Source organism: Leisingera sp. JC1, assembly GCF_001679925.1.
In the GTDB taxonomy this organism is placed as follows: domain Bacteria; phylum Pseudomonadota; class Alphaproteobacteria; order Rhodobacterales; family Rhodobacteraceae; genus Leisingera.
In genome coordinates this window covers 187,887-212,514 of the sequence record NZ_LYUZ01000103.1, presented here as the reverse complement: position 1 = coordinate 212,514, position 24,628 = coordinate 187,887, and the positions used below count along the sequence as shown (strand labels likewise).

The following is a 24,628-nucleotide window of genomic DNA, read 5'->3' as shown; positions in this document are numbered from 1 at the left end:
TCCCGCGAGGGTCTGTCTACATCAGCTCGCCGGAGTTGAAGACACGCCAACCTGCGCCGCGCGCAGCAGGCGGTCGTGCAGCATGAATCCTTCAGCGGACACTTGGATGATGTCGCCCGCCTTGGTGCCGGGCACCGGCGCCTCGAACATTGCCTCATGTACCTGCGGATCGAACTTGTCGCCAACCTCGGGCGACACAATCCGGATTCCGTGCTTCTCGAACACGCCAAGCAGCGAACGCATGGTCAGCTCCACGCCCTCAATCAAGGCAGCGGACACTTCGCGCTGCTCGTCGGTGGCCGCTTCAATCGCGCGCTTCATGTTGTCGTAGACCGGCAGCATGTCGCGGGCCAGCTTCGAACCTCCATAGTTTTCTGCCTCACGGCGCGCCTTGTCGCCGCGCTTGCGGGCGTTTTCCGCATCAGCCAGCGCCCGCATGAAACGGTCCTTCAGCTCATCCCGTTCCGCCCGGAGCGCATCGAGTTCCAGCGAGGCATCATCAAATTCCTCGGTCTGCGCTGCCAGCTCTTCAGCCTCAGCGGCGGCGATGTCATCCAGAAAGTCTTCGTCCTTGAGCTCTGCCATATTTCACCTCTAACTCCGGTCGGACAACAGCTTGCCGACCAGCTGCGCCGTGTAGTCCACAATCGGCACAATCCGTCCGTAATTCAGGCGCGTCGGGCCAATCACCCCGACCGCACCGATGATCTTTCGATCCGCGTTCATATAGGGAGACACCACCAAAGAGGAACCCGAAAGTGAGAAAAGTTTGTTCTCCGACCCGATAAAAATGCGCACGCCCTCGCCTTCCTCGGTCAGTTCCAGAAATTCAGCGATGTCCCGCTTGCGTTCCAGATCATCAAACAGCGTGCGGATCCGTTCAAGCTCCTCCGCCGCACCAGTCTCCGCCAGAAGATTCGCGCGTCCGCGCACGATCAGCCGGGCTTGTTCACTGCCTTCGTCTTCCCAGACAGCCAGCCCGCTTTCAATCATTGCATGCGCCAAGCTGTCAATTTCCTGACGCCGTGCCGAAATCTCCTTCTGGATCTGCCTCTGGACCTCGCTCAGCGTCTTGCCTTCAATCAATGCATTGAGAAAATTCGCAGCTTCTCGCATCGAGCTGGGTGTTTGTCCCGGCGGCGGAGTAAACAGCCGGTTCTCCACATGGCCATCGGAAAAAACCAGAACAACCAATGCCCGGTCATGTGCAAGGGAAACAAACTCGATATGCCTGATCTCCGCCTCATGTTTGGGTGTAAGTACCAAAGAGGCACCCTGTGTCACCCCTGACAGCGCCGCTCCGACACGGTCCAGCATGCCGCCAACGTCGCCCGCATTCCGGCCTAGGGTCGCATCAATCTTTTCCCGGTCTTTCACGTTGAGGTCGCCAACCTCCAAAAGACCATCGACAAACATCCTCAGCCCCATCTGCGTTGGCACCCGCCCCGCACTGATGTGCGGGCTATCCAGCAAGCCCAGATATTCCAGATCCTGCATAACATTGCGGACAGTGGCTGCACTGACTTTCTCACTTAATGAACGGGTCAGCGTACGGCTTCCAACTGGATCGCCGCTCTCCAAATAGCTCTCTACTACCGCCCGGAAGACATCCCGTGAACGGTCATTCAGGTCCTTCAGAATGTTGTTCGGATCGCTCATCAGCCTACCAGCATTTCTTCCAGTCTCAACATAGGAACGCGGCACCAAGTTGTCATTAAAGAGCACTGCGGGAAAAGGTCAATCGGGCTTGCATAGCCCCGCGTCAGAGGGATATCCCCAAGCCAACAGCAAAAGGATGTGCCATGCGACCCTCAGGACGAGAACTGAATGAAATGCGCCCTGTCTCCATCGAGACCGGCTTCACCAAACACGCCGAGGGCTCCTGCCTGATCAAGGCCGGCGACACCCATGTCCTGTGCACCGCCACCATCGAAGACCGCGTGCCGCCCTTCATCAAGGGCACCGGCCTGGGCTGGGTCACAGCCGAATACGGAATGCTGCCCCGTGCCACAAACACCCGGATGCGCCGCGAAGCAGCCTCTGGCAAGCAAGGCGGGCGCACCGTGGAAATCCAGCGCCTGATCGGCCGCGCGCTGCGGGCCGGCGTCGACCGCGTTGCCCTGGGCGAGCGCCAGATCACCATCGACTGCGACGTCCTGCAGGCTGACGGCGGCACCCGCTGCGCTTCAATTACCGGCGGCTGGGTGGCCCTTCGCCTGGCAGTGAATAAGCTGATGAAAGCCGGCGACGTGCAGATCGATCCGCTGGTGGATCCCGTGTCGGCCGTTTCCTGCGGCATCTATGCCGGCCAGCCGGTGCTGGATCTGGATTACCCCGAGGATTCTGAGGCCGGCGTTGACGGCAACTTCATCATGACCGGATCCGGCAAGCTGATCGAAGTACAGATGTCCGCCGAAGGCTCCGTCTTTTCCCGCGACCAGATGAATCAGCTGATGGATCTGGCCGCCAAAGGCACCTCCGAGCTGGCAGAAATGCAGAAGGCCGCCTGCAAATGACCCGCAAACTGGAAGGCGGCAAGCTGCTTGTCGCCACCCATAACAAGGGCAAGCTGAACGAGATAACCGAGATCCTTGCACCCTTCGGCGTGCAGGTCGTTGGAGCCGGCGAGATGAAGCTTCCGGAACCGGAGGAGACCGAGGACTCATTCGTCGGCAATGCCCGCATTAAGGCTCATGCAGCCGCCAAGGCCACCGGCCTGCCCGCGCTCTCGGATGACTCTGGCATCACCATCGATGCGTTGAACGGAGCCCCAGGTGTCTACACTGCCGAATGGGCGGAAACGCCAAATGGCCGCGATTTCATGATGGCAATGACCCGCGCCAACGATGAATTGACCGCCGTAGGCGCAGAGGCACCCCGCACCGCCCAATTCCGCTGTACCCTCGTTATCGCCTGGCCGGACGGGCACGACGAGGTATTCGAAGGTGTTATGCCGGGTCAGCTGGTCTGGCCGATCCGCGGCCAACATGGCTTTGGTTATGATCCAATGTTCCAACCTGATGGCTACGAGGTGACTTGTGCGCAGATGGACCCGGCGGAAAAGAACAGGATCAGCCACCGCGGCAAGGCTGTCGCCCAATTCGTTCAGGGCTGTTTCGGTGGATGACTGGCGCAATGGGGGCTTTGGCCTTTATGTGCATTGGCCCTTTTGCCAGGCCAAATGCCCCTATTGCGATTTCAACAGCCATGTTTCCGCAAAAGTAGACCAGAAACTATGGGTTAGTGCCTATCTTCAGGAACTCGACAGACTCTCAGAGCAGCTTTCAGGCCGTGTTCTCAACACGATCTTCTTTGGTGGCGGCACCCCGTCTCTGATGCAACCGGAAACGGTGGCTGCGGTTATTGAGAGGGCACGTGAAATCTGGCCATTTGCCAATGACATAGAGATATCTCTTGAAGCCAACCCAGGTTCCGTCGAGGCCGGGCGTTTCACTGGCTACCGGGAAGCCGGCGTGAACAGGGTCTCCATGGGCATTCAAGCTCTGAACGATGAGGACCTCCGCCGTCTTGGCCGCATTCATACTGTCTCCGAAGCCAGAGCCGCCTTTGACATTGCCCGGAATTGCTTTGACCGGGTGAGCTTTGACCTGATCTATGCCCGTCAGGGCCAAAACCTGAAAGCATGGACAACCGAGCTTCGGGAAGCCCTGTCGATGGCCATTGATCATCTATCACTCTATCAGCTGACGATCGAAGACGGCACCGCCTTCGGCGATCGTTACGCCCGCGGCAAACTGCGCGGTCTCCCTGAAGATGACACCGCAGCGGACATGTACCTTGCGACACAGGACATTTGCGCGTCCTTTGGCATGGCGGGATATGAAATTTCCAACCATGCCAAACCAGGTGCGGAGTCGCGTCACAATTTGATCTACTGGCGTTATGGCGATTATGCCGGTATCGGCCCTGGCGCCCACGGCCGCATAACCCTGAACGAAAGGCGCTTTGCCACCGAAACCCATCTTTCCCCTGGTGCCTGGCTGGAATCAGTGAGCAAAGGAAATGGTGAGTCTCTCCGGGAACCGCTTTCTGCAATAGATGCTGCGTCTGAATACATCATGATGAGTATGCGCCTAGATGAAGGCATGGATATGGTGCGTTTTTCCAGGTTGTCGGATTACGAATTGTCCGAGAAACGCCTGGAGAGCCTTGTAGAGCTTGGCATGGTGACTATCTCTGGCCAAAGGCTTCGCGCGACAGATCAGGGACGTGCGGTATTGAATGCGGTTCTCCGCGAACTCTTGATGGATTGAAGCAATGCGTTTCCTCTATGCCGGCTTGGGACTGTTCTGCGTAGCCTTGGCCATCATAGGCATTGTGCTTCCCCTTTTACCGACAGTTCCCTTCCTGCTTCTAGCGGCATTCTTCTTTGCCAACTCCTCGGAACGTCTGCACAACTGGATTGTCGCCCACAACGTTTTTGGCCCGATGATCATGGATTGGCGCGACCATGGTGCAATCCGGCCTCGCGCAAAAAAGGCGGCAACCGCTTCGATTGCCGCCGTCTTTGGTCTTTCTTTGCTGCTAAACGCTCCAGCTCATGTGCTGGGCATTCAGGCAGTAGTTTTGTCGGCTGTTCTCTTATTTGTCTGGACTCGTCCTAACGGCTGAGCAGATTGCAAAGCTCGTCCAGCTGGTCAAGAGAATCGTAGCTGATTGTCACTGCGCCTGATTCTCCGCCTGGCTTGTGGTCAATTGAGACTTTCATTTTCAGCATCGCCGACAAATCACCCTCAAGCGCTCTCGTATCTGCGTCTTTCTCTGGTGCTTTTCTGGGCTTTTTAGCTGCACCCGGCTGAATCCCAGCTGCGTCCTTTTTGACCAGCGCTTCAGTGGCCCGAACAGACAGACCACCCTTTACAATCTTCGTCGCCAATTCAGACGCATTGTCTGACGTAATCAGCGCACGTGCATGGCCGGCCGACAGCTTCCGTTCCTGAACCAGGACCTGGACATCCTCCGGCAAATGCAGGAGGCGTACCAAGTTGGCGATATGGCTTCGGCTTTTACCAAGCGCCTCCGCCATTTTCTCCTGCGTATGGCCGAACTTCTCCATCAGCTGCTTATAGCTCTGCGCCTCTTCCATCGCGTTCAGATCCGAGCGCTGGATATTTTCAATGATGGCAACTTCCATCATTTCCAGATCAGAATAGTCCCGGATCAGAACCGGCACTTCATGCAGCTGAGCCGCCTGGGACGCCCGCCAGCGGCGTTCACCAGCGACAATTTCGTATTTTCCTCCTGCCCTGGGCCGGACGATCAACGGCTGCAGAACGCCTTTTTCCTTTATGGACGCAGTCAGGTCATCAAGGTCTTCCTGCAGGAACTGCCGACGCGGCTGATTAGGATTGGCAACAACATTCTCGATTGGCACCAGTATTTCTGCGTTCCGCGGCGCCTCCGCCTGCGTGCTCACTGGCGCGGGGTTCACATCCGCCATCAACGCCGACAATCCCCGGCCAAGCCCGCGTGGTTTTGTTTTTTTGTCTGCCATGGATGCCTCCGGTTCGTATTCTGCATTTACGCCGCTATCTTGTGATGCTTATTCAGGATTTCTTCTGCCAGTGCGCGATAAGCCTGTGCACCCTGGGAGTTGCTGTCATAGTTCAAAACCGGCTGAGCGTAAGACGGTGCCTCACTCACACGCACGTTGCGTGGTATCTTCGTTTGGAACACGAGATCACCCAGATTGTCGCGTGCGTCCTGTTCGACCTGCTGAGACAAGTTGTTTCGCCGATCAAACATGGTCAGAACGATCCCCTCAATCCGCAGGTTGGGATTCGCAGACTGACGCACTTCACGAATCGTCAGCATCAACTGTGTCACCCCTTCCAGCGCAAAAAACTCGCTTTGCAATGGAACCAAGACAGAATGTGCTGCGACCATTGCATTGACTGTCAGAAGATTCAAAGAAGGCGGACAATCAATCAGAACATAGTCCCAGTCATACTCGTCCATTGCAATTTGGCGGAGCGCGTCGTGCAAAAGAAAGCTGCGCTTTTCATTGGTGAACAACTCGATATCCGCAGAACTCAGGTCAACGGTTGCAGGAATTATGCACAGATCCTCAATCTCGGTTTGCCGGATGACATCAGCCAGGGATGCATCCTCCACCAGTAGATCATAGGTGGTCAGATCCCGGTCGGAGGGTTCAATACCAAGCCCGGTTGAGGCATTCCCTTGCGGATCCAGGTCAACGACCAGCACTCGAAGGCCACACTCCACCAAAGCCGCCGCGAGATTGATGGCTGTTGTTGTCTTCCCTACCCCGCCTTTCTGATTTGCGACCGCGATGATACGAGGCCCCTCCGGGCGGGAAAAATCAGACACGTTCCACTCCCCTGATCTTCAGGATTACTGCTTCTGGCTCAGTCAAACTTCTAGCGGTTTCCATCTCAAACCGCCATCGCTGCCGCGCGTTATCCACTTCTTTTTTCCAGTTCTCCCCTTTCGGGAAAACAGCAACACCATCCGCTGTCAGATGATGCTCTGCAAAACCGAGAAGATCATCCAAGCTGGCCAGCGCCCTGGCAGAAAGCACATTCGCCTTTTGGGGCTCAACCTGTTCAATCCTATCACTTATCACTGTAAGTGATGCCCCGCACTCTCTTGCCGCTGTACGCAGAAACGCAGATTTCCGCTGATCACTCTCGATCAGCGTAATTCTCATTTGCGGTACCTCGTCCGCCGCCAGGATTGCCACGATAAGTCCTGGGAACCCTCCGCCGCTGCCGATATCAACCCAATGACCCGGTGTTTCGACACAACGGAAGACTTGGACCGAATCCGCTATATGACGCGTCCAAAGCTGATCCAAACTGGAACGGGAGACCAAGTTGATCTTTGGATTCCACTTTCGAATGACCGTATCGAAGATTTCCAGGCGCTGCATTGTTTCACGTGAAACATTGAGCGTACCGAAAAGGTCTTTACTGCTCATGCAGTTTTCTCCCGTCGCACCCTGTCTTTGCGAACCCTTGCGAGAATCAGAGCAAGCGCGGCCGGCGTCATACCATCAATACGAGCTGCCTGAGCCAGTGTTTCCGGACTGGCGCGCTTCAACTTTTGCTGAAGTTCCTTAGACAGCCCCTCAATACCCTCATAGTCGAAGGTAGCTGGAATTGAGTGACCTTCATCCCGCTTCATAGCGGAAATCTCCCGCTCTTGGCGCGCGATGTAATTGGCATACAACGCGTCCCGTTCCATTTGCCGCCGGATCTCTTGATCCACCTCCTCCAAGTCAGGCATCAGCTGAATCACATCCTCGAAACTGACATCCGGAAAGGCAAGAACATCCAGACCAGTCCGTTTATTACCATCCTGGTTAACCCTGATCCCGGCAGACGCGACTTGCTTGGGCGTGTAGCTATGCGCTTCAAGCAGTTGACGAGCCGAAACCAGCTTTTCGCATTTACTCTCGAATGCAGTGCGGCGCACTTCACCAACGCATCCCAATTCGATTGCAAGCGGTGTAAGTCTTTGGTCTGCGTTGTCGGCCCGTAAAGACAGTCTGAATTCGGCTCTGGATGTGAACATCCGGTAGGGCTCAGTGACTCCGTTTGTCGTCAGATCGTCAATCATTACGCCAATATAGCTGCTGGACCGGCTGAAATTCACGGCCTCGTCACCCATGGCCCGGCGCGCCGCATTCAATCCCGCGACAAGCCCCTGTGCGGCCGCTTCCTCATAGCCGGTTGTGCCGTTTATTTGACCTGCAAGATAAAGGCCTGGCACCTCCTTCAGGGACAGATCAAGCTGAAGCGCGCGCGGGTCCACATAATCATACTCAATGGCGTATCCCGGCTGGAGAATAACAGCCCGTTCGAGACCAACGATTGAGCGGACATAATCCTCCTGAACGTCCAATGGCAGGCTAGTAGAAATGCCGTTAGGGTAAACCGTTTGGTCGGTAACACCTTCCGGTTCGAGGAAAATCTGGTGTGATTCCTTGTCTGCAAACCGAACGATTTTGTCTTCGATCGAGGGGCAATATCGTGGGCCTACACCTTCAATATGCCCGCCGTACATTGCAGAGCGGTCCAGGTTCTGGCGAATGATATCGTGAGTCTTAGAGTTCGTATGGGTAATACCGCAGGAAACCTGCCTTGCATTCAGCGCCTTTGTAAGAAAGGAAAAGAAGACAGGGTCATCATCACCTGGCTGTGCATCCAAGGTGTCCCAGTTTATGGTTCTCCCATCCAATCGGGGCGGCGTGCCTGTCTTCAGACGGCCAAGAGGCAGCTCGAAGCTATCAAGACGCTCCGCCAGTTTAACCGATGGCTTGTCCCCCATCCGGCCGCCGGGTTTCGAGACATCACCGATATGTATTACACCGCGAAGAAAGGTGCCCGAAGTTAGAACCACTGACTTCGCCGGGATCTCGCTTCCGTCGCCGAGGATCACGCCGGCCACAGTTTGGCCGGACATCAGAAAGTCTGTCACTTCACCTTCAACGATATCCAGGTTTTCCTGTGCTTCTGTCAGTCGAAGCATCTCCTGCCGATAGATACTGCGATCTGATTGGGCACGCGGCCCTTGTACAGCGGGCCCCTTCCGGCGGTTCAGCAAGCGGAATTGAATACCTGCCAGATCAGCGACCTTCCCCATGACGCCATCCATCGCGTCAATTTCCCGAACAAGGTGACCCTTCCCTAAACCTCCAATAGCTGGGTTGCATGACATCACCCCGATTCCACTACGGTCCAGAGTTACCAATGCGGTTGAAGCGCCCATCCGTGCTGAGGCATGGGCAGCTTCGGTGCCGGCGTGGCCGCCGCCGACCACGATCACGTCATACGATGAATGTTTCACGTGAAACACTCCTTCACTTTCCCAGACAAAAACTGGAGAAAATCTCATCCAAGAGATTTTCAACCCCGATCCGGCCAACAAGCATTTCCAGTGCCCGGATAGAAGACCGCATTTCCTCAGCAGCTATATCATAAAACTCAGGACCTCGCTGCAGGATATCCTGGGCTTCTTTAAGCGATACAAGGGCCGATAGCATCGCATCCCGGTGCCGAGCGCGGGTCGCAATCCCAGCCTGTGCTGATCGGCCGCGCAAAACTTCCGCAACATGTCCGACAAGACGGTCTATCCCCTGCCCGGACCGGCCGGAAATTGCATCGCCGGCATCATCCCTTAGATCAGCCTTTGGGCGCAAACGAATGTCGCCGGCCCGCATTTCAACATCAAGGACCTCATCATCGTCGGCGAGAAAAACGCGAAGGTCCGCATCTTCCGCCCGCTTGCGCGCCAAGGCAATGCCAATCCCTTCAACATGGTCTTCAGTATCGCGCAGGCCGGCGGTGTCCAGCAGAGTAACCGGCAGGCCGGCAAGATCCATCCGGACTTCTATAATATCACGGGTGGTGCCAGCATATTCGGATGTGATGGCGGCTTCGCGGCCGGCAAGCGCATTCAGCAGCGTAGACTTCCCAACGTTCGGTGCACCGATGATGGCCACCTCAAAACCGCTGCGGATCCGTTCAGCAATTTTGACGCCGGCGGTCTCCTGCTCCAGACCGGCCTGGACATCCGCTAATAGTGCGGCAACTTCGGGCGTGACATCAACCGGCACTTCTTCGTCGGCGAAATCGATCGTAACCTCAATCAGTGACGCAGCCCGGATCAGGTTTGCGCGCCATTTCTCGGCCAGTTCGCCCAACCCGCCAGCCAGAATCACTTGCGCTTGTTTACGCTGCGCTTCGGTTTCCGCGTCGATCAGATCTGCCAAGCCTTCAACCTGAGCCAGGTCAAGATTGCCGTTTTCCAGTGCCCTACGGGTGAACTCACCGGGTTCGGCCATTCTCAAACCATTGATCTGCCCCAGCGACTCAAGCACCGAAGCAACAACTGCAGTGCTTCCATGTGTTTGAAATTCAACGGTATTTTCACCTGTGAAGCTTTTGGGCGCAGAAAAAGTCAGCACCAGCGCTTCATCCAGCCGTTCACCTGATTCGTCCCGCAAAACACGCAGGCTGGCGCGCCGCGTCGGCAAGTCGCCGCCGCAAAGCTTCGCGCCAGCCTCAAGCGCCAACGGACCGGAGACGCGGATCACCGCAACCCCGGCCTTTCCTTGGGCGGAGGCCAGCGCAAAGATCGTGTCCATGGGGTGGCCCTTCTCTCTTGCCGGCCCGGATCAGGTGTTCATCGAGTCGAAGAACTCAGAATTCGACTTGGTTTGCTTAAGCTTGGATAGCAAGAACTCGATGGCGTCGGTGGTGCCCATCGGGTTAAGGATCCGGCGAAGCACGAAGGTCTTTGCCAGGTCACCCTTATCAACCAGAAGATCCTCTTTCCGGGTGCCGGATTTGAGGATGTCGATCGCCGGGAACACACGTTTGTCGGCAATCTTGCGGTCCAGCACGATTTCCGAGTTACCGGTGCCCTTGAATTCTTCAAAGATCACTTCATCCATGCGTGAGCCGGTGTCGATCAGCGCAGTGGCGATGATGGTCAGCGAGCCGCCTTCCTCGATATTGCGCGCAGCACCAAAGAAGCGTTTCGGGCGCTGCAGGGCGTTTGCATCGACGCCACCGGTCAGAACTTTACCCGAGGACGGGACGACAGTGTTGAAAGCTCTACCAAGTCTTGTGATGGAGTCGAGAAGAATCACAACATCTCGTTTATGTTCCACCAGGCGTTTGGCCTTTTCGATAACCATCTCGGAGACCGCAACGTGGCGTGTCGCCGGCTCGTCGAAGGTGGAGGAGACAACCTCCCCTTTCACGGAGCGCTGCATGTCCGTCACCTCTTCGGGGCGTTCATCGATCAGCAGAACGATCAGATAGCACTCCGGGTGGTTCTTTTCGATCGAATGCGCGATGTTCTGCAGGATCACCGTTTTACCGGTGCGCGGCGGCGCCACGATCAGCGAACGCTGGCCCTTGCCGATGGGTGCAACCAGGTCGATCACGCGGGCAGAGCGGTCCTTGATGGTCGGGTCTTCGATTTCCATCTTCAGGCGCTCATCAGGGTAAAGCGGCGTCAGGTTGTCGAATGCAATCTTGTGACGGGCCTTTTCCGGTTCCTCGAAGTTGATCTTGGTGACGTTGGTCAGCGCGAAATACCGCTCCGTCTCCAGAGGCGCCTTTATCTGGCCTTCGACTGTGTCGCCGGTGCGCAGGGAATACTGGCGGATCATTTCGGGAGACACATAAATGTCGTCCGGACCCGGCAAATAGTTTGCCTCAGGCGAGCGCAGGAAACCGAAACCGTCCTGCAGCACTTCCAGCACGCCATCGCCGCCAATGTCCCAGCCTTCATCCGCGCGTTCCCGCAGGATCTGGAACATCATCTCGCCCTTGCGCATGGTCGAGGCGTTTTCGATCTCCAGCTCCTCGGCCATTGCCAGCAGCGCTTTGGGGCTCTTCGCCTTGAGATCGGACAGATTCAGGGATTGCACGGTCATATAGATACGGCCTCTACTCCCCGCTTACCCGGGGGTCGGTCACACGACAGGATTGGAAAACACGGCTGCCCGGACGGGCCCGCTGAGAGCCATACATAGGGACTCGTTTCAGATGAGTCAAACGCCGGCTGCAAGCGTTCCGCCGCTGCAAGCCGTGTTCCAGCGCCGCTGTGTTAAAATTTGAAGATCACCGAGACCACGATCACCACCATAAGCACAGTTGGCACCTCATTCATCATCCTGAACTGCCGTCCTGTCAGTTCATTCCGGCCTTCTTGGAAATCCCGGTAGCGAAGCAGCAACCAGTGATGGAACCAGGTCATACCGATCACCGATGCACCCTTGGTCCACGGCCAGACGTAGCTCCAGTCAACAGTGCCGGGTGTCAGCACAATGAACAGTCCTGCCGCCCAGGAAACGTACATGGCTGGGCGCATGATGATCCTGAGAAGCTTCTCTTCCATCTGCAGGAAGATCGGAATGGCTTCCTGCACATTCTCAGCCTGCTCCACATGATACACGAACAAACGCGGGAGATAGAAGAGACCCGCCATCCAGCTAAGCACGGCCATGATGTGCAGTGACTTGGCATATGGGTAGAGCGTGAACATCAGGTCGCTCAGGTCCATGGGCTGTTCTCCCCGGTCAGATAGGACCACCCTAATAATTAAAGAATTATTAGAAGGATGATGTTTTTGTAGTGTGCGTGGATTCCAGTGGATAAGTGAATCTTCCTCCGCTTATCCCCAGCAGGGATAAGATTCCAGCGTGCATGGGACAGGAGTCGTGGAAAATTCCTTAACGCCTATAAAATATGGCTTGTTAAGGATCGGTTTACCTTTCTTGCCTTGGGGATAACAGCGGGATGAACCGGGGAGAGCCGGCATATCCACGATCTCAAAGTTATCCTGACTCACAAAGGACGACTCAGCCGGCAGAATCCTGAGATTTGCGTCAACCCCTGGAGACTTTACTTAACCGCGGAAAACCATACAAAACGTCCTGAAACGATCTGCGTCTTTCCCACGGGGTTTTCCACATGACTGCCCACATTGTGCTGGCTTCCGGTTCCGAAATCCGGGCGCATTTGTTGCGTCAGGCAGGTATAGAGTTCGAGCATGACGTGCCGCGTCTGGATGAGGAGACGATCAAGCTGGCGTTGCTGGCTGAACAAGCCCCGCCGCGGGACATTGCCGATGCGCTGGCAGAGGCGAAAGCACGCAAGATCAGCGGAAAGCACCCAGAAAAACTGGTGCTGGGATGTGATCAAGTTCTTGATTTCGAAGGTCGTATCCTATCCAAACCTGCCAGCTCCGAGGAAGCATTGCGCCAGTTGAAGGACATGCGCGGGAAACGTCACATGCTCTTGTCTGCCGCGGTTATCTACCGTGATGGAAAACCGCTCTGGCGTCATGTCGGGCAAGTCCGGCTGGTGATGCGCAAATGCAGTGACAGCTATCTGGAAAGTTATGTCAGCCGGAACTGGGACAGCATCCGCTACGCGGTCGGTGCGTACAAGTTGGAGGAGGAAGGCGTGCGGTTGTTTGCCAGCATCGAGGGCAGCTACTTTAATGTCTTGGGACTACCGCTGATGGAGCTTATCAGTTACTTGGGACTTCAGGGGGTGATCGAGCAATGACAGACGCAAGAATCCCGCTTGCCGGCGTGATCGGCAGTCCGGTGGCGCATTCTAAGTCGCCTCAACTCCACGGTCACTGGCTGAAGACGCATGGTATTTCCGGTCACTACGTTCCCATACATGTAGAGCCGGAAGACCTTGCCGAAACCCTTCGGGTTATGCCGAAAATGGGGTTTGTCGGGGCAAATGTCACCATCCCGCACAAGGAAGCAGTGATGGCGATCGCCGACAAGGTGACGGACCGGGCTCGGCTGATCGGTGCAGCCAATACGCTGACTTTCCGCTCTGACGGCACTATCATGGCAGACAACACAGATGGTTACGGGTTTATTACGAACCTGCATCAGGGGGCGCCGGATTGGAATCCTCAATCCGGACCTGCGGTTGTATTAGGGGCTGGAGGTGCTTGCCGGGCGGTTGTTGCGTCGCTGATGGAAGCAGGCGTCCCGGAAATCCTGCTAAGCAACCGCACCCGGGATCGCGCAGATCAGCTGCAGAAGGATTTCGGAAGCCGAGTAAAAGTGGTGGAGTGGCTTCAGGCAGGCAACATCATAGAAGAAGGCGCGCTGATCGTGAACACCACCTCGCTTGGCATGGTGGGCAAACCGCGTCTGCGGGTGCCGTTTGATGGCTTGCAACCCAGCGCAGTAGTGACCGATCTTATCTATGCGCCTCTGAAAACCGATCTTTTGCAAACGGCAGAGGACGCGGGCTGCACTGTGGTCGACGGACTAGGCATGCTTTTGCACCAGGCGGTGCCGGGGTTTGAGCGCTGGTTCGGCCACCGTCCTGAAGTTGACGCTGCCACGCGGGATGCGGTGCTCGGATGAGATTCAGCCTTGGCCTCACCGGTTCCATCGGCATGGGGAAAAGCACCACGGCCCAGCTGTTCGCGGCGCAGGGCTGCGCGGTCTGGGATGCGGATGCAGCGGTTCACCGGCTTTATGGCAAGGGGGGCGCTGCCGTTAAGCCTATGCAGGCTGCCTTTCCTGAAGCTGTAGAGAAAGGCGAGGTCAGCCGCGCGGTGCTGAAACGGATTATCGGCAGTGAGCCGGAAGCGCTGACACGTATTGAGGCAATTGTGCATCCGCTGGTCGCGCAGGACCGGGCGGCGTTCCGGGCGGCGGCGCAAACCGATATTCTGGTGTTCGACATCCCGCTTCTGTTTGAGACCGGGGGCAATGCGGAAATGGACGCGGTGGCTTGCGTGACTGTGGATGCACAGACTCAGCAAGAGCGGGTTCTTGCCCGTGGCTCGATGACGGTTGAGCAATTCCGGCATATCTTGCAGAAACAGATGCCGATTGAGGAAAAGATGGCCCGCGCCGACTATGTGATCGAGACAGACACACTCGACCATGCTGCCGCGCAGGTTGCAGAAATCCTCTCAGATATCAGGAGCAAGCTGGACCATGCGTGAAATCGTTCTCGATACCGAAACCACCGGATTTGATCCGTTTTCAGGGGACCGGATCGTCGAGATCGGCGCGGTGGAGCTGTTCAATCACATGCCGACCGGGGAAACGTTTCACGTTTACATCAACCCGGAACGATCAATGCCGGCAGAGGCGTTCTCGGTCCATGGCATCGGTCCAGACCTGCTGGAACCACCGCAGAAACCGGAACCCGGCGCGGTGACGCTGCGGGACAAACCGGTCTTTGCCAAGGTGGGCAAGAAGTTTCTGGATTTTGTGCAGGATTCCAAACTGGTTATTCATAACGCCAGCTTTGACATGAAGTTCCTGAATGCGGAACTCGACTGGATGGGGCTGCCCAAGCTGCCGATGGATCAGGCGGTTGACACGCTGGCCATGGCGCGCCAGCGGTTTCCGGGCTCTCCGGCAACTCTGGATGCGTTGTGCCGCCGTTTCAACATCGACAATTCCAACCGGACCCTGCACGGGGCGCTTCTCGACTCTGAAATTCTTGCAGACGTCTACCTGGAGCTGATTGGCGGCCGGCAGCCGGATTTTGGTCTTTCCACGCAAGCCAGCTCTTCCGCTACTGCGAAAGCAGAGGACGACTGGCGCCCTGCCCCGCGGCAATCTCCGCTTCCTCCGCGGATCACGGCCGATGAATTGGCGGCACATGAGGCCTTTGTCGGGAAAATGGGAGAAGATGCCTTGTGGAAGGCCACCTGACTCTAAATTGGTTGGAAACGAAAAAAACGCCGCTGAGACCAGCGGCGTTTTCTGCTTCATAGACCGAAGACTTTACTGTGTGGGTTCGGCGGCAGCCGCTTCTTGCTGGCGGCGCGCTAGTTCGTTGCGGTAGATCCCGACAAAGTCGATGTTGTCCAGGTTCAGCGGCGGGAAGCCGCCGTCGCGTGTCACATCGGACACGATGCGGCGAAGGAACGGGAAGGTCATGCGCGGGCATTCGATCAGCAGGAACGGGTGCAGCTGGTCTTCCGGCACGCCGACGATGTTGAAGACGCCAACATATTCCAGCTCCAGCACGAACAGGACGTTGCCGCCTTCCTTGTTCTTGGACTCGACCGTCAGCTTGGTGATCACCTCGTACTGGTTCTCAGTCGAGCGCTTTTTCGCATCCAGGTTAACCTGCACGCTGACGTCGGGCTGAACCTCGCCGCCGGTGCCTTTTTGCGCCATCACGTTCTCGAACGACATGTCGCGGATGAACTGTGCCAGAACGTTCATCTGGACTTGCGGCTGCTGCTGGGCTTCGCCGTTTTCGGCCATCGGGATACTCCTGAAATATGCTTTGGACCGTGCTTAACAGCTTGGTCCGGCCAGCTCAACGGGGGCCATCAACCCAGCCTGACGGGCCGCTGGTCCGCTGCCCTGGCGTCACATCTTCATAATCGCCATCGATAACATCATCCGGCCTGCCGGCGGCGCCGGGATAGTGGCGGCCCTGCATGCTACCGGGCCCCATCTGGAACTGTGTCACAGTGATACGGGCGCGCAGATAGCGGTAGACCGCCAGCCGCACAGGCGGCATCAGAAGGGCAAATCCAGCAGCATCGGTAAAGAAGCCGGGGGTCAGCAGCAAAGCGCCTGCAAACAGGATCATTGCTCCATGCGCCAGCGGTTCAGCCGGATCGGACAATTGCTGAAAGGATGACCGCAGCTGCCCCATTGCCATCCGTCCCTGGGTCTTCACCAGCCACGTGCCCAGCACGGCGGTCATTACCACGATGGCCAGGGTCGGCCAAAGGCCGATGGCACCGCCAACCTGAATAAACAATGCAATTTCAATGATGGGAACCATCAGAAAGGCCAGGAAGAGATACATGGGGTTTCCTTGCGATCATACGTCCGGGCGGTAGACTTGCTCCCGCCCGTCACCTACATAAGGTCTGATCGCTTTGGTTTCAAACAAAGCACGAACGCCTAGCATGAGGTATCCATGGAGTCGCCTGTGATTCAGCTTTTGGTTCTGGCCGGTATTGCTGTGTTTCTGATCCTGCGCTTGAAAAGCGTACTGGGAACACGCGAAGGGTTTGAAAAACCGCCGCTGCCGAAATCCGAAGCCAAAAGCCGCCGCCCGGATCTGGAAGTGATCGAAGGCGGCCCGGACCGCGATATAACCGATTACGTGGCAGAGGATAGCCCGCAAGCCCAGGCCTTGGCTGCGATGAAACGTGTTGAACCGTCGTTTCAGGTGCAGGATTTCGTTCAAGGTGCCCGCGGCGCTTATGAGATGATCCTGATGGGTTTTGAGCACGGCAATCTGGACGACATCCAGCCGTTCCTGGCAGAAGATGTGTTCGACAGCTTTGTTGAAGCCGTCGCACATCGCGAGGACCAAGGGTACAAGATCGAAGCTGAATTCATCGGTGTCCGTGAAACCACTCTGGCTAACGCGCAATTTGATGCTCAGTCGGGCCGCGCGGAGATTACCATGCGTTTTGTGGGTGAGCTGACTTCCGTTGTTCGTGACCGTGGCGGCGACATCGTTGAGGGCGATCCCAAGGCCGTGAAACGCCAGAAAGACACTTGGATTTTTGCCCGCAACATGGGCAGTGATGATCCCAACTGGCAGCTTGTTGCGACGGACGCATGATTGCGGCGCTTCGGGGGGCACTTGGGGCAGTTGCAATTGCAGGTGCCGCGATGACCGCCTCCGGGGCGCAATCTGAAACTGTGTCCAGCATTCTGGAATTCACCCAGTTGGACGGCTGGGCACAGGACGATCACGCAGCCGCGCTGGAGGTTTTTCTGGAAACCTGCCAGGATCTCAAGGATCCGGATTGGGCAGCACTGTGCAAGGCCGCTCGCTTCCAGTCACCTGATGGCGCCCGCGCGTTTTTCGAGCTGTTTTTCCGTCCGGTGCTGATCGAGGACGGCAACCCCGCCCTGTTCACCGGCTATTTTGAACCGGAACTGGCAGGTTCACGTTACCCTACGGGCCGGTTTCTCTACCCAGTCTACAAGATGCCGCCAGAGGCGCGTTCAACTGATCTGTGGCTGCCGCGCCGGGATATCCTGACCAGCGACGTGATGCAGGACCGCGGGCTGGAAATCGCGTGGGTCGATGACCCGGTGGAATTGTTCTTCTTGCAGATTCAAGGCTCCGGCAGGATCCGCCTGCCGGACGGGTCAACCATTCGCGTGGGGTATGGGGGCGCCAACGGCCACCCCTACAAATCCATTGGCAAAGAGCTGGTGCGCCGCGGTGTCTACAGCGCCCATCAGGTCAGTGCACAGGTGATCAAGTCCTGGGTGCGGCGCAACCCGGCGGACGGCAAGGAGCTGCTGTTCCACAACCCGTCTTATGTGTTTTTCCGCGAGGTGCGCAAAGTGGCGGCCTCCAAGGGTCCGCTCGGGGCGATGAACCGTTCGGTGACACCCATGCGCACCATTGCCGCTGATCCGGCTTACACTCCTCTGGGCGCACCGGTTTGGTTGGAGAAGGACGGGCATATGCCATTGCGGCGGCTGATGGTGGCCCAGGACACCGGCTCTGCCATCAAGGGGGCGCAGCGGGCCGACATTTTTGTCGGAACAGGTGATGCAGCGGGCGAGACCGCCGGAACAATGAAAGACCCGGGCCGAATGGTGGTGCTGCTGCCGATTCAGCGGGCCTATGCGATGCTGCCGGAAGACATTTGAATGACACGGCGCAAACTGACAGGAGATGAAATCGACCTTTGGCACAAGGTCGTGAAGCACACAGAGCGTTTGCATCCGGGTGCCCATTCCTCACCGCCAGCCTCGCCGATGCCCAAACCAAAACCGGTTAAGCAGCCGGAGCCGCGCTTGGAGGCATTTGAGATTGGCAGCCGGGCCAAGGCGAAACCCCTCAAACACAATCTGAAACCTTCGATTGCCCGCAGCCTTTCCAATGATACGCTGCAAATGGACGAAAAGGCCTTCCGCCGCATGAAACGCGGCAAGATCAGGCCCGAAGGCAAGCTGGATCTGCATGGCATGCGGATCGACACTGCGCATCCTGCTCTCACGCGCTTTATCTTGTCGGCCCAGGCGTCGGGCAAGCGGCTGGTTCTGGTGGTAACCGGCAAGGGAAAGGACCGGGATGAGCCGGGCCCGATGCCGGTGCCGCGCGGTGTGCTGCGTCACAAGGTGCCGCAATGGCTGGCCCTACCGCCCTTGGCACAGGCGGTCCTGCAGGTCACGCCGGCGCATATCAGCCATGGCGGAGAAGGTGCCTATTATGTCTATCTCAGGCGCAGCCGTTAAGGGCCGTCACCTATTGTCTGACGGGGGACCTTCCAGGGCGATTTCAACTGCGTTGTCCCGGATAACGATCTGGCCGGGCAAAATCCTGCGCAGCCGGTCCTGACTGTGTTCAAAGCTCTGTGCCGTCTCCCTCGCACCGTTCAGCAGTGCCAGCAGCGCCGGTGATGTGGCGGCAACAAAATGCTGTGATTCCGCCTCATCTGCAAAGGCTGTAGTATCAATAACTTCCACCGGCAAATCACTGATCTCCTCGGCATTGTTGATGTTGCCAAGCCTTGCACGCCCATCCAATCCGCGCAGTCTCTGCGACAGGGTCAGGATATTGTCCTTTTGCGAAACAAAGATCGCAAACGGCTGCGGGACTTCGGCAAAGCGGGTCATTTGCGATTTGAATACATCCACGTCCAGATCCGGTGACATCAGCACCACGCCGCCCAGGTTGCGGGCGGTCCATCCTGGCGACTTGATTTCAATCTGCCGAAGAGTCTCCATGGTCAGCAGCCCGCCCATGGAATGTGCCACGACGACAACCCGGCCGGCGCCGGACGTGCGCAGCTTACGCAGCAGCGTCTCCAGTCCGTCACGTGCAAACAGAACGCTGTCGCCGTCATAGGCATAGCCAAGTGCCTTGCCCTTGCTGGGCCAGGAATAGATGACAGTTGCGCCGGGAACATTAAGGTCATGTGTCAGCTGGGCGGCCCTGAATGCAGTTTCCGCCTGAGTAGAATTGAAGCCGTGCACAAAAACGGTCACGTCCCTCTCGTTGGCAGGAAACTTGGCCAGCTCTTGGCGAAGCCTAGACGAAAAAGCTGCTTCCGTTTGGAATTTCCTGCGTCCCGCCATAGTGAACTCAGCCGAGGGGTCCGGGTTTGCATAACCGAATTTCAATGAGCCAGGTTTATGTTCGGGCGGAATTGAAACTGTGAGTTCCAGCAGGCTAATACCGTCGGTTCTCTCAGACCCGAATGTGCCATCGGGCAACGATTCCCGGTTAGTGGCTGCAAAGACAGTTGCGGGTTTGCCAACGTTCAAGGCTTCGGGGACTGTAGGTGAGTAGGATCTGTCCGTACAGCCTGCCAGCCCAATCAATAGAAAAACGCAAACCGTGCGCAGAACCTGCATTGTGCCAGTCCCCAATTTCAAATGGCGGCAGGCTATCCGACCTGCCGCCATTGTCCAGTAGCTGTACCTTGTGATGGCGGTTTACAGCACGTAACGGCTGACATCCGCAGACCGGCCAAGCTCGCCCAGGTTTTTCGTCACAAAAGCTGCGTCAACCGTGACAGCTTCACCGGATCGGTCTGGTGCCGTAAAGGAGAGTTCTTCGAAGACCCGTTCCATCACGGTATAAAGCCGGCGGGCACCGATGTTCTCTACAGTCTGGTTCACTTCGGCCGCAATTTTGGCCAGCGCAGCGATACCGTCCTCTGTGAAAGTCACTTCAACTTCCTCGGTCCCCATCAGCGCGGTGTACTGGCGCGTCAGCGCGTTGTCGGTCTCGGTGAGGATGCGGACAAAGTCCTTCTCGGTCAGCGCCCGCAGGTTCACCCGGATCGGAAGGCGGCCCTGAAGTTCCGGCAGCAGATCCGATGGTTTGGCAATGTGGAAGGCACCGGAAGCAATGAACAGGATGTGGTCCGTCTTGACCGGCCCGTGCTTGGTGCTGACGGTGGTGCCTTCGATCAGCGGCAGCAGGTCGCGCTGCACGCCTTCCCGGCTGACGTCACCGCCGCGGGTTTCCTGGCGCGCGCAAACCTTGTCGATCTCGTCCAGGAAGACGATGCCGTTCTGCTCCACCGACTCCAGCGCGGTGCGGGTGACGGTTTCGTCATCCAGCAGCTTGTCTGCTTCCTCGCTGATCAGCACCTCATAGCTTTCGGCAACGGTCATCTTCTTGCGGGTGGTGCGCCCGCCCATCGCCTTACCGAACAGATCGCCCAGATTCAGCATCCCCATGTTGCCGCCGCCGGGCTGGCCGGGGATTTCAAACATGTTGCCCATCGGGTTGGAGGTGTCGGCCACATCCAGCTCGATCACCGTGTCGTCCAGTTCGCCCGCCTTCAGCTTCTTGCGAAACATCTCGCGGGTGGCTTCACGGGCATCACTGCCGGCGATGGCTTCCACCACCCGGTCCTCTGCGGCCTTGTGGGCGTTGGCCTTTACGTCTTCGCGCATGTACTCGCGGGTTTGGGCAATGGCGCTGTCCACCAGATCGCGGATGATCTGCTCCACGTCCCTGCCGACATAGCCGACCTCGGTGAACTTGGTGGCTTCCACCTTGATGAAAGGCGCACGGGCCAACTTGGCCAGACGGCGGGAAATCTCGGTTTTGCCGACGCCGGTGGGGCCGATCATCAGGATGTTCTTGGGGTACACCTCGTCGCGCAGGTCGTCGGACAGCTGTTTGCGCCGCCAGCGGCTGCGCAGTGCTACTGCCACGGCCCGTTTGGCTTCCTTTTGGCCGATAATGAAGCGGTCCAGCTCGGAAACGATTTCGCGCGGGGTCAGATCAGTCATGGGTCTTTCCGTTTCAGTGTGAGGGCGGCAGCCGGTCAAGTGGCAGCACACCGGACAAGGGGGTAAGCAGGACCGCTCGGATGCGGCTCCAGAAGGCGCCGAGGGCAACCAGAAACACACCAAGCGCCAGTATGGTGACGGCGGTGCCTTCGCCGTTGAACACGGTGCCGGCCAGGGTGACGCTGTAGCCGATGGCGGCAATGAGGAAGGACCGGCGGTCGATGATGATTGCGATGAGGGCAAACAGCACAAGGACGGCAAACAAGAGAAAGTTTGAATTGGAAGTTCCACTGTCCAGAAGGCTGAGAGCAATGGTGTTGACCAGGGCTGGCGCGGCAACGACATGCAGCCAGAACCCCTGGGCCGACCGCCGCGTCACCCGGTGCGGATCGCTGAGATCGAAAACCATCGCAACCGCGAAAACGCAGCACCCGACAGCCAGGGTGATCCAGGCAAAGGGGCCACTGGCTGACAGCAGGAACAGGTCGCTTATTCCTGCAGGGGTGCCGGCCCGTATGGCGCCTGACAGCAGTGCAACCGCAAAGACCCCCAAAGCAATCAATGCCATGGCAAAGGGGACCCGGAAGCGCATCCAGAACATTGCGATTGTAGCGGTTGCAGCTGCAACAGGCAGCGGCAGACTGGAGAAGTCGTTCTGGGCGATCATGAAGGGTTGCGAGAAATGCGCTGTGAACCCGGTGCCTGCGTTACCGGCCCACAGCAGCGACAGAGCAATGGCGGGTGCAACCATGCGGCGGCGGCGGATGAAGTATTCGGACAGCAGCCACAGAACTGCGGCTCCAGCGATGGAAGAGTAGACCGCCTTCTGCTGATAGCCGCCCAGCGAGCCTGCCAGATCGACAGCTGTAAAAGCCATCCAGCCGGAGGTCAGGATCAACAGGCCGATGACGATGAAAATCTCGTTGAACCCTTTAAAAAGTTCAAAGGGTTCATCGCCCGGAGCCAGGTTTTCCCTGGCGCCCCGGCGGCTGTCAGCCAATGCCAGCAGCGAGGCCGCCTGAGCTTCGCTTAGCAGGCCTGAGCCAACGGCGGCGCGCAGATCATCCTGGTTGACCCTGCCCACGTCAGCCTTCCTTTCCAATGGTTTCGACGGTCAGGTTTCCATTGGTGTAGACGCAGATATCGGCGGCGATGGCCATGGCGTCGCGGGCTACGGATTCTGCGGATTTCTCGCTGTCCATCATGCCGCGGGCCGCTGCCAGGGCAAAATTGCCGCCAGAACCGATGGCTGCCACGTCATGCTCAGGCTCCAGAACATCGCCGGCGCCGGTGATCACAAACATATCGGTGCCGTCGGTGACGATCAGCATCGCCTCCAGCTTCTGCAGGTACTTGTCGGTGCGCCAGTCCTTGGCCAGCTCCACACTGGCGCGGGCCAGCTGGCCCGGGGTTGCTTCCAGCTTGGCTTCAAGACGCTCCAGCAGGGTGAAAGCATCCGCGGTCGAGCCGGCAAAACCTGCCACCACATCAAAACCGCCGGGCGACAGGCGGCGCACTTTGCGGGCGGTGCCCTTGATCACTGTCTGCCCCAGCGACACTTGGCCGTCGCCGGCGATGACCACCTGCCCGCCCTTCTTGACGCCGATGATGGTGGTGCCGTGCCAGCCGGGGAATTGATCGTCTGCCATTTATGCCTCCGTTTAGTTGCCCCCTATATGGAACCATCCCCCCGCCGGCACAAGGGAGCGGCCCGGATCACGGGCATTGCAGCCGCAGCGCAATGGTTGCAAAGGGTCTCGCTGCTATGCAGAAAGTGCAAGGCGGGGCTGTCGAACCGGCAATTGCGGGACTCAGCTGCTCATCCTACATGGGGCTCACAACCGGCACAGGGTCGGCTGTTTCTTAGAAGGATATGCGCAAATGACGACCGCAAACATTCATGCGCCGCTCGGAGCAGTCACCGTTCTCCGCGTGGTCGACGCTATGACCAGCGTGAAAAGCTCCATCATTGAGTGGTATGAAGCCCGCGAGACCCGCAAGGCTCTGGAACGGCTGACCGACGCACAGCTGGACGACATCGGCATGAGCCGTGCTGACATCGCCAAGATCTGAGACTAAAATGGTCGAAGACTTGGAATGAGCCGCCCTGAAACGGGCGGCTTTGTTCATTTTTAGTTGGCTATTTTGTATTTCCCGGCCTGATCCGGCAGCCAGGCCTCAATTGCTGCGGTGGCCACAACATGGCGGCTGCCGGCTTCTGCATCCTCCACATCCAGCCCGCCGTTGACCGCCCGCACACTGGCCCTGCCCCGCGGCAGATCCTGCGCTACCAGATCGCAATCCACCGCCTCCGGCCGCTGCACCCCGATGGTCACGTCAACACGCATTTCGCTGTGATCGATGCCAAGCTTGGAAAACAGGGTGATCGACGAATGATGCAGTGCGTCCTGCACCGCGCGCCGCGCCGCCTTGGTGTAATCCTGGCCGTAAAGGTCGTTGCCGGTGCCCATTTCCAGGATGATGCGTTTCTCGCTCATTCCACCGTCTCCATGTCAAAGGAAACCACCACAGCCGCATTGGCTATCACCGTGCATCCGCCCTGCGGTTTTTCAATGTTGAGCCCGCCTTCCACAACCCGGATGCTGGGCTGGCCGTAGGGAAAAATCTCCAGCAGTGCGTCCCTGTCTACCGCTTCTGGTTTCTGCACACCGATCTCCGCGTCGATGATCATGTCTTCCTTACGGAAATCAAACAGTTCCGCCATATTGACGGAGTTGTGCCACAGCGCGTCCTTGATCGCCCGGCGAGCGGCTTCAGTATAGTCCTCGCGCCTCAGCGACGTGCCCATGCCGAATTCCACCAGTACCCGTGTCTTGGCCATTTTGCCTCCTTTACCTGTCTCAAGGCGAACCGTCGCAGGGTATCAGCTCAAAGGACAGTGCCAGTTTGCCGCCAGCCGGTACGCCAGCGCTCAAAACAAAAAAGGGCCGTCCCCGTGGGGACAGCCCTAGGAAATCCGGTTTGGATCCGGCTCAGATCGACTCTTCGATCCAGCTCTGCAGCGCGGCCTTGGGGGCGGCGCCGGCACGGTTGGAGATCACCTGGCCGTCCTTGAAGATGAACAACGCCGGAATGCCGCGCACGCCCATGGCAGCGGCGGAGTTCGGGTTGCTGTCAACGTCGACCTTGGCGATTTTCACCTTGCCGCCGAATTCTGCGGCAAGCTCTTCCAGAGCCGGGCCAATCTGTTTGCAGGGACCGCACCACTCGGCCCAGAAATCCACCACAACGGGGATATCGGAGTTCTTGACTTCGGTGTCAAAGGTGGCGTCGGTGACGGCTACGGTGGACATATGCATGTCTCCATGAGTGTGTGGCAACTGGAGTTGGAACCTATGTACGGCTTAACGG

30 protein-coding genes are annotated in these 24,628 nt (G+C 57.8%); 12 read left to right on the top strand and 18 right to left on the bottom strand.

Annotated elements, in window-relative coordinates:
• Positions 1-21 precede the first annotated feature (21 nt).
• Both A9D60_RS16965 and hrcA read right to left on the bottom strand, forming a co-directional pair.
• Positions 22-585: a nucleotide exchange factor GrpE gene (locus A9D60_RS16965; RefSeq protein WP_019295305.1), complete on the bottom strand. Its 564-nt coding sequence runs from the start codon at positions 583-585 to the stop codon at positions 22-24.
• Between the two features lie 9 nt (positions 586-594).
• Positions 595-1,659: a heat-inducible transcriptional repressor HrcA gene (gene hrcA, locus A9D60_RS16960; protein ID WP_065268666.1), complete on the bottom strand. Its 1,065-nt coding sequence runs from the start codon at positions 1,657-1,659 to the stop codon at positions 595-597.
• A 143-nt stretch (positions 1,660-1,802) separates the two neighbouring features.
• Between hrcA and rph the strand changes: the two genes are divergently transcribed.
• The 4 genes from rph to A9D60_RS16940 are packed head-to-tail and all read left to right on the top strand — an operon-like array spanning position 1,803 to position 4,632.
• Entirely contained in the window at positions 1,803-2,516 is a 714-nt protein-coding gene (gene rph, locus A9D60_RS16955) for a ribonuclease PH (RefSeq protein WP_065268665.1), read from the top strand.
• Entirely contained in the window at positions 2,513-3,127 is a 615-nt protein-coding gene (gene rdgB / locus A9D60_RS16950; RefSeq protein WP_065268664.1) for an RdgB/HAM1 family non-canonical purine NTP pyrophosphatase, read from the top strand. The genes rph and rdgB overlap by 4 nt, the downstream gene beginning before the upstream one ends.
• Positions 3,120-4,274 (top strand): radical SAM family heme chaperone HemW, encoded by a 1,155-nt coding sequence (gene hemW, locus A9D60_RS16945; RefSeq protein WP_065268663.1) that lies wholly within the window; start codon positions 3,120-3,122, stop codon positions 4,272-4,274. The genes rdgB and hemW overlap by 8 nt, the downstream gene beginning before the upstream one ends.
• A 4-nt stretch (positions 4,275-4,278) precedes the next feature.
• Positions 4,279-4,632, top strand: a complete 354-nt coding sequence (locus A9D60_RS16940; RefSeq protein ID WP_065268662.1) for a YbaN family protein — start codon at positions 4,279-4,281, stop codon at positions 4,630-4,632.
• On the opposite strand, the gene A9D60_RS16935 is transcribed toward A9D60_RS16940, so the two are convergent.
• From A9D60_RS16935 to A9D60_RS16905, 7 genes are all read right to left on the bottom strand, one after another.
• Positions 4,622-5,515, bottom strand: a complete 894-nt coding sequence (locus tag A9D60_RS16935; RefSeq protein WP_065268661.1) for a ParB/RepB/Spo0J family partition protein — start codon at positions 5,513-5,515, stop codon at positions 4,622-4,624. The two genes, A9D60_RS16940 and A9D60_RS16935, sit on opposite strands and share 11 nt — an antisense overlap.
• A 26-nt stretch (positions 5,516-5,541) precedes the next feature.
• Positions 5,542-6,351, bottom strand: coding sequence for a ParA family protein (locus A9D60_RS16930; RefSeq protein ID WP_065268660.1), 810 nt, complete (start codon positions 6,349-6,351; stop codon positions 5,542-5,544).
• On the bottom strand, positions 6,344-6,961 hold the full coding sequence (gene rsmG / locus A9D60_RS16925; protein WP_065268659.1) for a 16S rRNA (guanine(527)-N(7))-methyltransferase RsmG: 618 nt from the start codon (positions 6,959-6,961) through the stop codon (positions 6,344-6,346). The genes A9D60_RS16930 and rsmG overlap by 8 nt, the downstream gene beginning before the upstream one ends.
• Positions 6,958-8,832: a tRNA uridine-5-carboxymethylaminomethyl(34) synthesis enzyme MnmG gene (gene mnmG / locus A9D60_RS16920; protein WP_065268691.1), complete on the bottom strand. Its 1,875-nt coding sequence runs from the start codon at positions 8,830-8,832 to the stop codon at positions 6,958-6,960. The genes rsmG and mnmG overlap by 4 nt, the downstream gene beginning before the upstream one ends.
• Before the next feature lie 13 nt (positions 8,833-8,845).
• Complete coding sequence (mnmE, locus tag A9D60_RS16915) at positions 8,846-10,132, bottom strand: tRNA uridine-5-carboxymethylaminomethyl(34) synthesis GTPase MnmE (RefSeq protein ID WP_065268658.1); 1,287 nt, start codon at positions 10,130-10,132, stop codon at positions 8,846-8,848.
• Between the two features lie 30 nt (positions 10,133-10,162).
• Positions 10,163-11,434, bottom strand: a complete 1,272-nt coding sequence (gene rho / locus A9D60_RS16910) for a transcription termination factor Rho (RefSeq protein WP_065268657.1) — start codon at positions 11,432-11,434, stop codon at positions 10,163-10,165.
• Between the two features lie 173 nt (positions 11,435-11,607).
• Positions 11,608-12,063 carry a CopD family protein gene (locus tag A9D60_RS16905; RefSeq protein WP_065268656.1) on the bottom strand — a complete coding sequence of 152 codons (456 nt, stop codon included), beginning with the start codon at positions 12,061-12,063 and terminating at the stop codon, positions 11,608-11,610.
• A 410-nt stretch (positions 12,064-12,473) separates the two neighbouring features.
• On the opposite strand from A9D60_RS16905, the gene A9D60_RS16900 reads away from it, so the two are divergent.
• The 4 genes from A9D60_RS16900 to dnaQ are packed head-to-tail and all read left to right on the top strand — an operon-like array spanning position 12,474 to position 15,214.
• Complete coding sequence (locus A9D60_RS16900) at positions 12,474-13,073, top strand: Maf family protein (protein ID WP_065268655.1); 600 nt, start codon at positions 12,474-12,476, stop codon at positions 13,071-13,073.
• The gene (locus A9D60_RS16895) at positions 13,070-13,903 is read left to right on the top strand and encodes a shikimate dehydrogenase (protein ID WP_065268654.1); all 834 of its coding nucleotides are present in this window, start codon (positions 13,070-13,072) and stop codon (positions 13,901-13,903) included. Before A9D60_RS16900 ends, A9D60_RS16895 begins: the two co-directional genes overlap by 4 nt.
• Complete coding sequence (gene coaE, locus A9D60_RS16890; RefSeq protein WP_065268653.1) at positions 13,900-14,493, top strand: dephospho-CoA kinase; 594 nt, start codon at positions 13,900-13,902, stop codon at positions 14,491-14,493. The genes A9D60_RS16895 and coaE overlap by 4 nt, the downstream gene beginning before the upstream one ends.
• Positions 14,486-15,214 (top strand): DNA polymerase III subunit epsilon, encoded by a 729-nt coding sequence (gene dnaQ, locus A9D60_RS16885; RefSeq protein ID WP_065268652.1) that lies wholly within the window; start codon positions 14,486-14,488, stop codon positions 15,212-15,214. The genes coaE and dnaQ overlap by 8 nt, the downstream gene beginning before the upstream one ends.
• Before the next feature lie 72 nt (positions 15,215-15,286).
• Here the strand turns inward: dnaQ and secB are convergent, their stop codons facing one another.
• Positions 15,287-15,775, bottom strand: a complete 489-nt coding sequence (gene secB / locus A9D60_RS16880; protein WP_019295322.1) for a protein-export chaperone SecB — start codon at positions 15,773-15,775, stop codon at positions 15,287-15,289.
• Between the two features lie 55 nt (positions 15,776-15,830).
• Positions 15,831-16,331 (bottom strand): FxsA family protein, encoded by a 501-nt coding sequence (locus A9D60_RS16875; protein WP_065268651.1) that lies wholly within the window; start codon positions 16,329-16,331, stop codon positions 15,831-15,833.
• A 114-nt stretch (positions 16,332-16,445) separates the two neighbouring features.
• Between A9D60_RS16875 and A9D60_RS16870 the strand changes: the two genes are divergently transcribed.
• Genes A9D60_RS16870 through A9D60_RS16860 form a run of 3 tightly spaced genes read left to right on the top strand, consistent with a single transcriptional unit; the run spans position 16,446 to position 18,739 of the window.
• Entirely contained in the window at positions 16,446-17,102 is a 657-nt protein-coding gene (locus tag A9D60_RS16870; RefSeq protein ID WP_065268650.1) for a Tim44/TimA family putative adaptor protein, read from the top strand.
• Positions 17,099-18,151: a murein transglycosylase A gene (mltA, locus tag A9D60_RS16865; protein ID WP_065268649.1), complete on the top strand. Its 1,053-nt coding sequence runs from the start codon at positions 17,099-17,101 to the stop codon at positions 18,149-18,151. The genes A9D60_RS16870 and mltA overlap by 4 nt, the downstream gene beginning before the upstream one ends.
• Positions 18,152-18,739: a Smr/MutS family protein gene (locus A9D60_RS16860; RefSeq protein WP_065268648.1), complete on the top strand. Its 588-nt coding sequence runs from the start codon at positions 18,152-18,154 to the stop codon at positions 18,737-18,739.
• A gap of 6 nt (positions 18,740-18,745) precedes the next feature.
• On the opposite strand, the gene A9D60_RS16855 is transcribed toward A9D60_RS16860, so the two are convergent.
• The 4 genes from A9D60_RS16855 to hslV all read right to left on the bottom strand — a co-directional run bounded on the left by A9D60_RS16855 (position 18,746) and on the right by hslV (position 22,905).
• Positions 18,746-19,861 (bottom strand): alpha/beta hydrolase, encoded by a 1,116-nt coding sequence (locus A9D60_RS16855; RefSeq protein WP_065268647.1) that lies wholly within the window; start codon positions 19,859-19,861, stop codon positions 18,746-18,748.
• A gap of 81 nt (positions 19,862-19,942) precedes the next feature.
• On the bottom strand, positions 19,943-21,256 hold the full coding sequence (gene hslU, locus A9D60_RS16850; RefSeq protein ID WP_065268646.1) for an ATP-dependent protease ATPase subunit HslU: 1,314 nt from the start codon (positions 21,254-21,256) through the stop codon (positions 19,943-19,945).
• A 13-nt stretch (positions 21,257-21,269) separates the two neighbouring features.
• The gene (locus tag A9D60_RS16845) at positions 21,270-22,340 is read right to left on the bottom strand and encodes a hypothetical protein (RefSeq protein WP_065268645.1); all 1,071 of its coding nucleotides are present in this window, start codon (positions 22,338-22,340) and stop codon (positions 21,270-21,272) included.
• Position 22,341: 1 nt separating this feature from the next.
• Complete coding sequence (gene hslV, locus A9D60_RS16840) at positions 22,342-22,905, bottom strand: ATP-dependent protease subunit HslV (protein WP_065268644.1); 564 nt, start codon at positions 22,903-22,905, stop codon at positions 22,342-22,344.
• 232 nt (positions 22,906-23,137) lie between these two features.
• Here hslV and A9D60_RS16835 point away from each other — a divergent pair, with 232 nt between their 5' ends.
• Entirely contained in the window at positions 23,138-23,329 is a 192-nt protein-coding gene (locus tag A9D60_RS16835; RefSeq protein ID WP_065268643.1) for a DUF1127 domain-containing protein, read from the top strand.
• Positions 23,330-23,388: 59 nt separating this feature from the next.
• On the opposite strand, the gene A9D60_RS16830 is transcribed toward A9D60_RS16835, so the two are convergent.
• From A9D60_RS16830 to trxA, 3 genes are all read right to left on the bottom strand, one after another.
• On the bottom strand, positions 23,389-23,754 hold the full coding sequence (locus A9D60_RS16830) for a Lin0512 family protein (protein ID WP_065268642.1): 366 nt from the start codon (positions 23,752-23,754) through the stop codon (positions 23,389-23,391).
• The gene (locus tag A9D60_RS16825) at positions 23,751-24,098 is read right to left on the bottom strand and encodes a Lin0512 family protein (RefSeq protein WP_039147543.1); all 348 of its coding nucleotides are present in this window, start codon (positions 24,096-24,098) and stop codon (positions 23,751-23,753) included. The genes A9D60_RS16830 and A9D60_RS16825 overlap by 4 nt, the downstream gene beginning before the upstream one ends.
• 151 nt (positions 24,099-24,249) lie before the next feature.
• On the bottom strand, positions 24,250-24,570 hold the full coding sequence (gene trxA, locus A9D60_RS16820; protein ID WP_065268641.1) for a thioredoxin: 321 nt from the start codon (positions 24,568-24,570) through the stop codon (positions 24,250-24,252).
• Positions 24,571-24,628 lie beyond the last annotated feature (58 nt).